We start from the raw sequence: 12,606 nt of genomic DNA, 5'->3' as shown, positions 1-12,606 counted from the left end.
TTCTCAGGCACCCTTCACTGCGTTGCGGACGTAGACGATGCGGCCACGAGCGCCGGGCACGGCGCCCTTGACGAGCAGCAGACCCTTCTCGGCGTCGACGGCGTGCACCGTGAGGTTGAGGACGGTCACGCGCTCGCCACCCATGCGACCGGCCATGCGCATGCCCTTGAAGACGCGGCTGGGCGTCGACGAGGCACCGATGGAACCGGGCTTGCGGTGGTTGCGGTGCGCACCGTGCGAGGCGGAGACACCCTTGAAGTTGTGGCGCTTCATGACACCCGCGGTGCCCTTGCCCTTGCTGGTGCCGACGACGTCGACCAGCTTGCCCGCTTCGAAGACACCGTCGACCGTGAGCTCCTGACCGAGTGAGTAGTCAGCGGCGTTCGCGGTGCGGATCTCGGTGACGTGGCGGCGCGGCGTGACGCCGGCAGCCTCGAAGTGGCCCTCGAGGGGCTTGGTGACCTTGCGGGGGTCGATCTGACCCGCGGCGATCTGAACGGCGTTGTAGCCGTCCTTCTCGGGGGTGCGGATCTGCGTGACCACGTTCGGGGTGATCTGGATGACCGTCACGGGGACGAGCTTGCCCTGCTCGTTCCAGACCTGGGTCATGCCGAGCTTGGTGCCCAGGAGGCCCTGGGAGATCTTGGAGTTGATGTCAGCCATGTCGAACCTCAGAGCTTGATCTCGATGTTGACGTCGGCCGGAAGGTCGAGACGCATCAGCGAGTCGACGGCCTTGGGCGTCGGGTCGATGATGTCGATGAGGCGCTTGTGGGTGCGCATCTCGAAGTGCTCGCGGCTGTCCTTGTACTTGTGGGGCGACCGGATGACGACCACGACGTTCTTCTCGGTCGGCAGCGGCACGGGGCCGACGACGGTGGCGCCGGCTCGGGTCACGGTGTCGACGATCTTGCGCGCCGAGCTGTCGAGCCCCGCGTGATCGTACGACTTCAGGCGAATGCGGATCTTCTGTCCCGCCATAGTCTGCTCACTCTCTTTCTCGCGTCATACCTCTGAGGGCATCGGACGCACGGTGACGCTTGCGCGCCGGGCACTTCTCCCGCTTTCGCGGTGATGCTGCACCACTGTTCTCGTGTCAAACCGGCATCCTGCGGACGCCGGCCCCTCACTCCACGCGCAGTGCACGCCCGTTTCCGGGAAGAAGTGTGGGAGATGTCGTTCTGCTGCCCGCGGCCTAGACCCCGCGCTCGCGGCGCTGATCTATGCACTGCCCTGGCAGTGATCCGGGCAGCAAAGCACCCGGAATGTGGAACCTGACTAGTCTACGTGTCGCCCGGGCGTGTCGCAAACTCGGGCGTGTCGGGGCGGCGTGTCGGCAACAACGACAGAACCCCCGGACCGCAGCCCGGGGGTTCTGTCGTTGAGCGTGGTGCGTCAGGCGCCCTGGCGCTGACGACGAACGGCGAACACGGTGACCGCGAGGCCGCCGAGCAGCAGCACGCCGCCACCGATCCAGACGCCCATCAGCGAACCGCTATCGACACCGGTCGCGGGAAGTCCCGTGCCACTGCCGGTGCCGGTGCCACCGCTTCCGGTGCCCACCGCGAAGCTCGTGGTCTCGGTGACCGAGACGCCGTTCTTCTGGCCGGTGACCGCGACGTCGTAGGAGCCGGTCGCGTTCGACGGCAGCTTGACGTTGAACGATGCGTTGCCCGCGGCGTTCGTCGTGGTGGTGAAGGTCGGCGACGAGCTGATGGCCAGCTTGACCGAGGCCTGCGTGATGCCGGCGCCGTTCTCGCCGGTGACGACGAAGCTGATCGGCGTGTTGCCGTCGAAGGCGGTGGCGACGAGCGTCACCGTGCCGCCGGGGGTCGGGGCGCCGGAGACGGCCGCGTCGGGCTCGCCGGGCGTGGGTACGTAGGCCTGCGCTGCCGCGGGAGCGGCAACGAGGGCTGCAGCGGTCAGGATGACCGCCGCGATCTTGGTGCGAAGGCTCTTCATTTTCAACTCCGTGGGGGTGTGAGGCGCGGCCTCAATGGGTACCAGGATGGTCCGGGAGTTGGACTGAGGGACGAATCGCCCAGCCTACCCCCGCAGGCCACGCTAGCCCTACTCCCAGCGCACTCACAAGTCGAGGGCATGCTGAACGTCTTTTCTTTACGTCTCCGTAACCTCGCCGAACCACTCGATCAGTGGGCGGTCTTGCCCGGCGCGAGCACCGCCCGCACCGTTCGGAACAGGATGATGACGTCTTGAGTGAACGACCAGTTCTCGACGTAGTAGAGGTCGAGGCGGATCGCGTCCTCCCACGACAGTGACGAGCGCCCGCTGACCTGCCAGAGACCGCTCATACCGGGCTTGACCAGAAGACGACGGTGCGCCGCCTCGTCGTAGAGAGCCACCTCGGCGTGACGCTGGGGACGCGGACCCACAAGGCTCATGTCACCCGAGAAGACGTTGAAGAGTTGGGGCAGTTCATCGATGGAGTGCTTGCGGATGAAGCGCCCGACACGCGGTGATCCTCGGGTCGTTGACGACCTTGAACAGCGGCTCGTCCGTCGTTCCCTGCAGATCGAGCAGCGATGCCAGCTGGTCGTCGGCGTTCGCGACCATGGAGCGGAACTTGATCATGCCGAAGGGCTGACCCAACCTGCCGATGCGTTCCTGCCGGTAGATGAGCGGCCCGCGGCTCTCCGCCTTCACGGCGATCGCCACGACGAGCATGAGCGGGGATGCGGCGACGATCAGCAGACCCGAACCGACGATGTCGAATGCCCGCTTGAGGAAGCGTTTGGCGCCGTCCAGCTTCGGGAATGAGACGTGCACGAGGGGAAGTCCTGCGACGGGACGCGCATGGATGCGGGGGCCTGCGACATCGGTGAGGGCGGGAGCGACCACCCAGTCGACGTCGCGCTCCGCCATGGCCCAGCCCAGCCTCCGCATCGTCTTCGGGTCCAGGTCATCCGATCCCGCAGCGATGACCGTGTCGGCGCGAACAGAGTCCACCACGGCCTCGGTGTCGTCGAAGGTCCCCAAGACGGGAACGGGTCCGATGCGGGGGCCGAGACCCGCATCGGTGACAGCGCCGACGATCGCGATGCCGGTGCCTTCGGTCGTGTGGATCATGCGGACGACGTGCGCGACCTTGGCCGCGGAGCCGATGACCACTGCGCGGTGCACATAGCGGGTGTGGCGCTGCTGCCGGCGCAGCCACTGGCGCCAGATCCAGCGCGAAAGGATCAGCAGCGCAGCCCCGACGGGCAGCGCGAACAGGAAGAGGGAACGAGCCAGATCGATACGGAGGAAGAAGCAGGCCGCGAGGATGAGGCCGAACGCGAAGACCGACGCCCGGATGATCCGTTGGTACTCGGTGAAGCCGTGCCCGACGATGTGCCGATCGCGGGAGTCGACCGCATCGAGGGTGACGAGCCAGATGACGCCGACGACGATGACGACCACCCAGTACGGGACGGTCGGGCCCGCGGGCCAGTCGAGACTGTCGGCAGCCTCCGGCAGCCACAGCGTGTAGGCGGTCAGGGTCGCCGCCACGACGGCGAGGTCGCTGAACAGCAGCCGCCCCGCGTACCGCCGCGGCCATTTCAGCGACCGGACGGTGCCGGTTCGCTCGACCGGGAACGACGTCGCCGCGCTTCCGCTGAGCGCGGAATGAGCTTCCACCGTCACATGGCCCCCTCAACTCGGCGTACGCACCCCCGCACACGCTTTGTCAACAGTGTATTCATATCCTGCGCCTGGGTGTATTGCACTCGACCTCTGTCACCGCTGCGGGAACAGAGCCGAACACGATCCGTCCACCGTGACCTCGGGATTGGAAGCGGTACGCGTGTAACCCAATTCAAGCGGTGACGACGCGTCAGCGGGGATGGCGAACGTGGTCGTGATCGCTCGCGACTCCCCCATCGGAATCACGACTGTGCGACTCGAAGCCGGGTGGCCCTTCTCGATGCCTTCCCTGTCCCATCCCCGAACATCGCTCGTCGTCGGATCGATCCAACTCACCGACCCGCCAGGCGGAGCGAAGGCCACGACGTCGAGGATCATGCTGGTGCTTGGTAGCCCAAGACTCTCGTTGCGCCAGCCGAGCGTCCAACCGCTGAGATCCGAGCGCGGTACGCCGTTGTTGAGCGTCAGGCTCACGGTGGCCGTCCGGGCCTGCGCGTCGCAGGTCATCGCCACCGATGTCGTGAGGTAGTACTCGAGTTTCGAGTACGCCGCGTCATTGACGTAGAGACCCACCTGAGTCTTCGTCGAGTTGTCGGTGGTCAACTGACCGTCGGCACCCAGTTCCGAAGACATCTGCTCCGCGTCGGGGTCGGAGAACCAGAGCTTGATGCGTCCTTCGTCCATCCCCCGCTGAAGTTGCTGCAGCATGACGACAGGGTCCCAGCGCCCCCCGATCAGCGTCGAGAAGACGCCGTCCGTGACTTCAGAGAAGTAGGCATCGGCGGCGAGTCCGTCGGTGCCGAAACGCTCGTACGTATCGCTCAGCAGGATTCGTACGACGTTCTCGGAGTCGATCCACCCACCGTCTGAAACCTGAATCGGCCCTGTTGCGGCAAGCATGTACGACAGCACGGTCGGATCGATCGAGATCACTCCGTCCAGCGGCTCCGCGCCGGATGCGTCCTGCAGAGCGCCGAAGAGCGCCGCCGTCGTCGGGAAATCGGGAGTACGCGTGTAGTTCTGCGAGAACCGGGTGAAGTCGGACTCGTAGAGCTCGGTGGTATCGCGGGGCAGCTTCAGGAAGGATTCCCCAGCAAGGCCCGACTGATAGTAGGTGTCAGAGCTCTCCTGCTCCTGGAACTCGAACTTTCCGTTGTCGACCACCAGCCGGATGCTCGCCGACGGGCTCCCGCCACTGGCGCGCGCCTCGGCGGTGTTCTGGAAGATGATCATGTAACTGCGACGCTGTCCGTCGCCGGCGACCTTCAGAAGAGTCGGGAGATACTTCTCGAGCTGATCAACAGCGGGCGCAGCCTGATTCACCACGTCGATCAACTGGCCCAGCGCTGCGTCGACGGGGGGCAGGAGGGCGTCTCGGTCGATGAGATCAACCTTGCCCTTGGCCTGCGCAAAGGCGTCATTCACAGCGGGCAACGTCGACTGCGCCTCGCGGAAGGGCGCGAGGTCTATGCCGCCGCCCTCCAGCGTGAGGTTGTTGAGATCGACTGCGGACAGGAGAGTCGTCGCCGGCGGAAGTGCGTCGCGCACAAGGATGTTCGTCGCCTCGGTCGCCGCTTGAACAGCAGCGACGTTGGCTCCGATTCCGGGCACCGTCGCGGCCGCATCCCACAACGGACCGGTCACAGTCCCCGCGGCGCGACCCGCGTATCGCGTCGCCTCATCGGCCGCCGCGTCGATCGCCTGCGAGTCTCCGGCGCGCACGGCATCGGGGAGTGAACCGATCGCCGCTCGAGCGGCTTCGAGATCGTTCTTGACCGCCATCGCCTGCACAGCGAGAACCCCGGCGACGGCGAGCACCACCGCCACAAGGGCAAGGGGCACGCCGACAGCCCACGGCCACCGGCGCCGGCGTCGAGAAGACGACGCCTGCTCAGCCCGCAGCTGACGAGCCTCGCGCCTACTCGTGGCAGGGCGAGTTCCTTCGGAGTTCCCCATCGCATGATGATATCCAGGCGCCGTCTCCCTATCCTGCACGCACGCCCTAAGCCCGCAGCGCGACGGGACCGTTCGCCACGTCAGTCGCGCCGACTTACGTAGAGTGGGTGGGTTACTGGGGCAGGAATCGGGGAGTGCCAATGAGCGTCATCATGCTGACCAACGTGATCGCGCCGGACAAGCTCGGAGGGCTCGAACGATACGTCAGAGAGCTTTCCGCGCAGCTGGTGGAACGTGACGTCCCGGTGACAGTCGTCTCCAAGACAGTCGATGACGACGCACCCGCCGACGAGTTGGGAGCCGACGGAGTCCGTGTGCTCCGTTATCGGCCCCCGCGTAAGTCCGACCCGTTGTTCGCCGTGAAGTACCCACGAGCCATCTCGTCAGGCGTGAGACGCGCTCTCCAGGGCATGCCGTCCGGTTCGCGGGCTGTCGTCCACGGCCACTTCGCCGTCCCGATGCTCCCGCTGCTGCGACGGAAGAGATTCGTCTACACCTTTCACGCCCCTGTCTACAAAGAGATCGCGGCAGAACGGCAGGGCACCTACGCACTCCCAGGGCCCGCCGTCAAGCTGGCCGAGGGCGGACTGCGTCGCCTCGAACGAGCGATCGCGCGCCGCGCCGAACGTCTGGTGACTCTGAGCGAGTTCATCCGGGACGAGGTCGCACAACTCGATGCGGCCGCCGCCGCGCGTTCCACCCTCATCCCCGGAGGCGTCGACCAGCGCCGCTTCCAACTCAAACCCGGCGCAGCGGCGCCCCGGGCTCTCGTTCACGACGGCCCGATCGTGTTCGCCGCGAGGAGATTCGTCCCACGCACCGGGGTCGAGCAACTCGTCGAGGCATTCGCCCGAATTGCCGCGCAGCACCCCACTGCCTCCCTCGTCCTGGCGGGAACCGGTTCACGACGCGCTCAGGTCGAAGACCTCGTCACTCGCAGCGGCCTGGGTGACCGGGTCCTGCTTCTCGGCTACGTCGAGGAGCAAGAGCTCGTCTCGTGGTACCAGGCAGCGGATATCGCCGTCACGCCTACACAGGAGCTCGAAGGATTCGGGCTGTCCACGGCCGAAGCGATGCTCTGCGGCGCCGTGCCGTTGGTGACGCCGGTGGGAGCCAACCCGGAGGTCGTCTCGGGACTCTCCCCGGAGCTCGTCACCCGCGGCGCGGACGTCGCCTCACTCGCAGACGGTCTGCATCGGCTTCTGAGCGATGAGGGGCTCAGGAAGCAGCTGCGCGGAGAGCCGGTCGCCCGTCGCGCCGCAAGATACGGGTGGGATGCCGTGGTGGAACGCCACCTCGGGATCTACTCCTCGGTCGAGCGCTGACGTTCGCCAACATTGCGCCGCACGATTTCGGTGTAGGCGGCGGCCAGTTCTGACTTTCGCTCCGCGGGTGAGGTGCCCGAGAGCACTGCTCGCGAGCGCGCGACATTGGCACTGAAGGCGCTCGCATCCGAAAGCAATGTCATGACGCGGGCTGCGGCGTCGCTCTCATCCGTCACCGTCTCGACGGGTGAGCCGCGGAAGGCTGCGATGTCGCGCGCCAGGATGGCACACCCCGAGGCCGCGGCGTCCAGAAGGGAGATCGGGAAACCCTCGTACCGCGCCGTGTGCAGGTAGAGCGCTCCGTCCAGTAGAGCGCGAATCGCGCCGGCATCGAGCCATCCGGTCACTGTCACGCCCGCCGCTCGAAGCGTGTCGACGCCTTCCGCATCTCCGTCACCGACCCAGACGAATGGCAGCCCAGGGTGAATAGCCGAGACCTGTCGGGCGACCCGACCGAAGAAGCCGGGGTCCTTCTGCCCCGAGACTCGGCCGATCATCACGACCCGGGTGGGCGCGGAAGTCTGCGGCGTCGTGATCGGCACTGTCGGGCTGTTCGACACGCGATAACGGGGGACCCGCGGCGACAAGCCCTCAGCCAACTGTTCTTCGTGATCCGAGAGCACGAACACGGCCGATGTCCTCACGGCCAGAATCCGCTCGGCGCCACGCAGCACCGACCTCACCGGCAGCGCCAGTTGTGGGTCATCGAACTTGTAGCAGTGCGGTTCGTAGACCACCGGTGCGGGAAGCTTCCGAGCTCGGGCGTACAGTCCGGCCCAGCTGGAGTGCGCGTGGATCACGTCCGCACGCAAGGCCACCGTCCGCTCACCCACCGCGGATATGCGCGCGAGCGTTCCTCTCGGCAGTCGCTGTACCGACGCGAACATCGACTCGTCCGGAGTCTCCTCACCCTCCCAGAGCAGGTGGTGCTCATCACCGTCGGCTGCGACGACAAGGGCATCGACCGCGCGCCTCACGCCTGCGCCCCAACACTCCACAACGTGCAGAATCCTCACCGCATCGCCTCCCAGCTTCCAACGGTATCCGCCCTCCGGAGCGCTCGGCGCTCGCCCTCAGCCGCCGAATGGTAGGAATGACGGGGGTCACCTGCGATCGTGTGCGGTGAAGAAGAAAGTCGGATCTCTATGTCGCCTGTCCACCGTGTCGGTGTCGTGACCGTGGGCTACAACAGTGCTCGTCATCTTCCTGGCTTCATGCGCAGTCTCGGCGCCCAGCGCGGAGTCGAACCGCACCTGTACTTCGTCGACAATGCCTCGCCCGACGACGGAGCCCTGATCGTGGAAGCAACCGGTCTTGCGAGTGGTCCTGTCACCGTCGTCCGCAACAGTGACAACGTCGGCGTGGCGGCCGGCAACAACGCCGGGATACGGGCGGCCCTCGCAGACGGGCATGACTGGATCCTGCTGCTCAACAACGACACCGAGTTCGACGCACGCTTCCTGCGTGATCTCCTGGATGTCGCGGAGAGTGAAGAGCTGCCGCTGCTGTCCCCCGTCATCTCGACCGACGACGATGCGAGCTCACTCTGGTACGGCGGAGGCAGCATCCATCCTTGGCAGGGCTTCCGAGTCGTCCATGACGGCATGTACCGACACCCGGCAATCGAACGCGTGATCGCCACGGCGAGCGAGCGCACCGCCTATGCCCCCACGTGCGCTCTGCTCGTACGCCGCGACGTCTTCGAGACCGTCGGCCTGATGGACGAATCATTCTTCGTGTACTCGGACGACGTCGACTTCTCCATACGCTGCACGAATGCCGGCTTCATGACATCGATCACCTCGCGCGCGCGGATGGTCCACAAGGACGGCGGGTCGACGGGCGGGGTGAGCTCAGACTTCTCGGTGTGGTGGCTCACCCGGAACTGGGTGCTCGTGGCGCGCAAGCATCTTCCGCGCCCGAGGATACCGCTGGCCCTTCTCTACATGCTCGTGTGGGTGGGCGGACGATTCATCCTCCGCCGGGACCCGTGGCGCCAGACGCGGCTTCGGTTGGCCGCGATGCGGGCGGCGTTCCGCCTTGACACAGGTGATCTCTCAGTCCCCGTCGACCGGCGAATCCCGGGTCGCGCGACGCGAGACAACCGATGAGCCAGCGACGCGCGCTTCTCGCGAGAAACGGCGCGGCGAATCTCATCCGGGCAGTGGCCTCCAGTGCGGTCGGGGTCATTCTGCCGCTCGTGCTGCTGGCAGTCCTCTCCGACGTGTCGTACGCGGCATGGGCGTTGATTTTCAGCATCGCCGGGTATGTCATGTTCTTCGATGTCGGAATGCCCGCCAGCGTTCAGACTCTCGTTGCCCGGAGCAATGAGGAGCACCGCCCCGGACGCGTCCGCGAGGCGACGGTCGCTGGATTGAAGATCACTCTGCTGGTCATCGCGTTGTTCACCGTCGCTTCGGCCATTCTCGCGTGGGCGCTGCCGACGCTGAGCCCGGACATGAACAGCGCGCTCGTCGCCCCCGCCGGGATCGCGCTCGTGATCGTGGGGGTCGGGCAGAGCGCGAATCTCCTGAGCAACGCGGCTGCGGCGTACTTCGCGGGCCTCCAGCGGAATGTCGTGCCGACGTTGATCGTCGCGCCAGCTCGCATCCTTTCGCTGCTCTTCGCAGGGACGGTCGCGCTGCTGACCCAGGACCTTGTGATCACCGCGGTGGCCTACACGATTCCTTGCGTTGCCGCGGCGGCCATGTTGACCACCCGCGCTCTCTGGGAGACTCGGTCCGCGCCGCGCGAGGCCGACAGGCAGCACACCGTTCGTCGGCTCATCCGCTTCTCCGGCCCGATCGTGCTGTGGACGGCGGCGCTGCTTCCCACAACAAGCCTCGGAATCGTGATCGTCGCGAGATTCGCTTATCAAGACCTGGTCGCGTATTCGATCGGACAGGTCGTGTACACCGCGATGTACGGCCTCAGCGCGGCGGTCGGTGCGCCTCTGTTGCCCGAACTCAGCCGCTCACACGTCTCAGACTCGATGAGCATCGGCGACAAGATCCTGCGAGCGACACGGGCGCACTCCGCGCTGCTCTTCTCAATCGCGATCTGCGCAGTAGCCGCGACACCGCTGTACCTGTTCATCGCCGCCGGCGCCGATCGCTTCGCCGACCTAGAAACCTGGGGCATCACGCTCGCGCTCATCTGCGCAGCCACAGTTCATCTCGCCGCGTCGCCGCTGAGCATGGGCTTCATCGCCACCGCACAGCATGGCAAGCTCATCCTGTCACCCATCCTGGAAGCCGCAACGACGATCGCCGCGTCGCTCTTGCTCGTGCAGTGGTGGGGTGGGCTCGGGGTGGCGTTGGGAGCCGTTCTCGGCTCCACCGTCGGGGTAGCTGTGACCTGTCATCAAGCGATCCCCCGCGTATCCATCCCGGGCCTTCGAGGAGTGGATGCGGGGCGCTGGGCGCTCTACGTACCCCTCGTCGGCCTGATTCTGGCCCTGGCCCTGGTTGCCGGATCGCTGGTGACGTCATCAGCGCCGGTCGGTATCGGCCTGGTGTGGACACTCGCGGCGATCGCTGTCGGAGTATCGTGGCAGGCCGCAATAGTGATGCCCCGCGCCGAGTGGTCGCGCGTATTCCAGATGATCCGAGCCCGTCGCGGCTCGTCTCGATGAACGAGGTGTAGATGCCCCAGCTCTCGGATACCTACTGGAAGATCGTCTCGCGCCTGTACTACGCGCGCCGGTTCGGTCGCTTCGGTCCGCGGTCCTGGATCCGCCGCCCGCTCGTGATCACGAGCCCTCGCTCGATCTCGGCTGGTCAGAGCTGCTTCATTCGTGATGGCGCTCGGTTGCAGATCATCAACCGCCCTGGCCTGCCCGGAGGCCGCCTGACCCTCGGGAACCGCGTGACGATCGAACAGGATGCACACATCGTCGTGTGCGACAGGGTAGAGATCGGAGACGATGTCAGCCTCGGCCCGCGCTGCACGATCATCGACACGACTCACCCATACGGCGACGAGAGCGAAGGGAGCCGCGTCGGTCAGATCTCCGACGAACGCTCATCGGTCCGTATCGAACGGCGCGTCTTCCTCGGAGCGAACGTCGTTGTGCTGCCCAACGTGACGATTGGCGAGAACTCGTTCATCGGGGCGAACTCCGTCGTCAGTCGAGATGTACCGCCGAATTCCATTGCGGCAGGTGTACCCGCCCGAGTCATCGGAAGCACGTCGTCAGCTGCTGGATGAACTGGTCCCCAGTTCCGCTGACGACGGCTCGGCTCGGACCTCTTTCGACTCATTGCTCAGTCGGGATCCACCCGGAACACGTGCGGCCCCGGCCAGAAGGGTCAGCAGGGCCCAGAGCATCGGGTTCGTGAAATCCGCGAAGGACACGACGGCGGCCGCGAGGTATGTCAGGAGTGCAAAGGCCGCGGGCCTGCGACCGGGCAGAGACCATCCGTTGCGGAGGACTCGGACGAACAACACGATCACGAGCACAGTGCCGAGTATCCCGATCGTGCTCAACAGAAGAGGCAGGAGCGAGGACGTACGGTTGGCGCCGAGCCCAGCGCCGATCCCATACGTATCGAAGAGCACCGCCAGCCCGTGCACGTCGACGAAGGCTCGATTGTCACTCGACCCGGTCGCCTCCTTCACTGCGTTCAGCTCCAAGATCTCTTTCGCCGCGAGGATAGGGCCGACCAAGAGAACAAACGGCGTGAGTACCGAGAAGGCAACCAGCCACGGCATGGGGATCTTCACCGCAAACCGTCTACGAAGGAGTCTCCACACACCCCAGAGCGCTAGACCACCCGCCACGATCGCCGCGCCCGCGTATCCCGTCGCGGCGCCGGATGCGGCTAAGGCCGCACCGCTTGCCACGGTCCCGACTACCGCAGCCACTCGACTCCGCCGGGCATCCGCGGTAACGATCATCACGGCGAAGTAGACGCTCGCCACAGCCGCAAACGCCCCGAGGTGGGAAGGTTCGGAGAACTGAGCGCTCGTGCGTGCGACCTCTGTTGTATAGAAACCGCGTTCCGAATTGTGGAAGAAATCCGCGGGCCATGACAGCCTCACGATCCTTGAAAGGGGCTCGCTGAGTGCTACCGCGACGCCCAAGCCGAGCCCCGCAGAGACCGCCGCGGACCGCACGAGGCGCGATCGCATCGCAGCGAGCAGCACCACAAGGTTGATGGTGAGATAGCCCAACTGAGCGACATTCGAGATGGAGAAACCCAACGAGCTTGGGTTGTCGACCTGCTGGTCCAGGCCGATCGCCGACGAGATGACGGGGATGCCCGCGAACAGGATCGGCCCCAGGATCGTCACAACCCCGGCCCACACCCACAGGATGAGGACCGTGCGCGACTGAGCGAGGGGCCTTCGCCCCATCACGGCCAGAACGAGCGTGAAGAGGACGATCAGCAGTGCACCGAAGTAGTACGGCGAGAAGGAGACCGGTCCCACGTTCACCATCGCCGAATCCGCGAATCCGATGCTGAGCGCCATGACGGACGCGATACCGACACGCCCCCAGCGCAACGAGACGACGTAGAGCGCAAGGAAGACGAATCCGAGCGCGGTCACCTGGCGAGACTACCAAGGGCGACTCGTTCCAGAAGCCGGCCGACGGTAAGCTCGATGCGGCGGTGCACGCCGAGGGATGCTGGCAGCGCCGATCTTCTCCTCGACGGAGCCGTCGTCGGCCGTCGAGA

At 65.8% G+C, this 12,606-nt stretch carries 12 protein-coding genes; 4 read left to right on the top strand and 8 right to left on the bottom strand.

Translation table 11 applies throughout. The features are described from left to right. Positions 1–3 precede the first annotated feature (3 nt). From rplC to QE374_RS11470, 6 genes are all read right to left on the bottom strand, one after another. Positions 4–663 carry a 50S ribosomal protein L3 gene (gene rplC, locus QE374_RS11495; protein WP_137418052.1) on the bottom strand — a complete coding sequence of 220 codons (660 nt, stop codon included), beginning with the start codon at positions 661–663 and terminating at the stop codon, positions 4–6. Positions 664–671: 8 nt separating this feature from the next. Continuing rightward, on the bottom strand, positions 672–980 hold the full coding sequence (rpsJ, locus tag QE374_RS11490) for a 30S ribosomal protein S10 (protein ID WP_045246810.1): 309 nt from the start codon (positions 978–980) through the stop codon (positions 672–674). 414 nt (positions 981–1,394) lie between these two features. After that, on the bottom strand, positions 1,395–1,961 hold the full coding sequence (locus tag QE374_RS11485; RefSeq protein ID WP_309734996.1) for an LPXTG cell wall anchor domain-containing protein: 567 nt from the start codon (positions 1,959–1,961) through the stop codon (positions 1,395–1,397). A gap of 188 nt (positions 1,962–2,149) precedes the next feature. Further along, complete coding sequence (locus tag QE374_RS11480; protein ID WP_309736681.1) at positions 2,150–2,434, bottom strand: sugar transferase; 285 nt, start codon at positions 2,432–2,434, stop codon at positions 2,150–2,152. A 1-nt stretch (position 2,435) separates the two neighbouring features. Further along, positions 2,436–3,644 carry a sugar transferase gene (locus tag QE374_RS11475; RefSeq protein WP_309734994.1) on the bottom strand — a complete coding sequence of 403 codons (1,209 nt, stop codon included), beginning with the start codon at positions 3,642–3,644 and terminating at the stop codon, positions 2,436–2,438. Between the two features lie 93 nt (positions 3,645–3,737). After that, a complete protein-coding gene (locus tag QE374_RS11470) occupies positions 3,738–5,741 on the bottom strand; it encodes a DUF4012 domain-containing protein (RefSeq protein WP_309734993.1) in 2,004 nt (667 codons plus the stop codon). Between QE374_RS11470 and QE374_RS11465 the strand changes: the two genes are divergently transcribed. Further along, positions 5,741–6,925 carry a glycosyltransferase family 4 protein gene (locus QE374_RS11465; RefSeq protein WP_309734991.1) on the top strand — a complete coding sequence of 395 codons (1,185 nt, stop codon included), beginning with the start codon at positions 5,741–5,743 and terminating at the stop codon, positions 6,923–6,925. The genes QE374_RS11470 and QE374_RS11465 overlap by 1 nt on opposite strands. On the opposite strand, the gene QE374_RS11460 is transcribed toward QE374_RS11465, so the two are convergent. Next, a complete protein-coding gene (locus tag QE374_RS11460; RefSeq protein ID WP_396653330.1) occupies positions 6,904–7,941 on the bottom strand; it encodes a glycosyltransferase in 1,038 nt (345 codons plus the stop codon). The two genes, QE374_RS11465 and QE374_RS11460, sit on opposite strands and share 22 nt — an antisense overlap. 129 nt (positions 7,942–8,070) lie before the next feature. On the opposite strand from QE374_RS11460, the gene QE374_RS11455 reads away from it, so the two are divergent. The 3 genes from QE374_RS11455 to QE374_RS11445 are packed head-to-tail and all read left to right on the top strand — an operon-like array spanning position 8,071 to position 11,134. Further along, positions 8,071–9,036: a glycosyltransferase family 2 protein gene (locus QE374_RS11455; RefSeq protein ID WP_309734988.1), complete on the top strand. Its 966-nt coding sequence runs from the start codon at positions 8,071–8,073 to the stop codon at positions 9,034–9,036. Further along, a complete protein-coding gene (locus tag QE374_RS11450) occupies positions 9,033–10,559 on the top strand; it encodes a hypothetical protein (protein ID WP_309734986.1) in 1,527 nt (508 codons plus the stop codon). The genes QE374_RS11455 and QE374_RS11450 overlap by 4 nt, the downstream gene beginning before the upstream one ends. 11 nt (positions 10,560–10,570) lie before the next feature. Then, on the top strand, positions 10,571–11,134 hold the full coding sequence (locus QE374_RS11445; protein WP_309734984.1) for an acyltransferase: 564 nt from the start codon (positions 10,571–10,573) through the stop codon (positions 11,132–11,134). Here QE374_RS11445 and QE374_RS11440 read toward each other — a convergent pair. Further along, positions 11,120–12,478 (bottom strand): hypothetical protein, encoded by a 1,359-nt coding sequence (locus QE374_RS11440; RefSeq protein ID WP_309734983.1) that lies wholly within the window; start codon positions 12,476–12,478, stop codon positions 11,120–11,122. The genes QE374_RS11445 and QE374_RS11440 overlap by 15 nt on opposite strands. Positions 12,479–12,606 lie beyond the last annotated feature (128 nt).

The sequence above is a fragment of the Microbacterium sp. SORGH_AS_0428 genome (assembly GCF_031453615.1).
Lineage (GTDB): Bacteria > Actinomycetota > Actinomycetes > Actinomycetales > Microbacteriaceae > Microbacterium.
The sequence above is the reverse complement of the archived record's forward strand: the minus strand, read 5'-3'. Positions and strand labels throughout refer to the sequence as shown.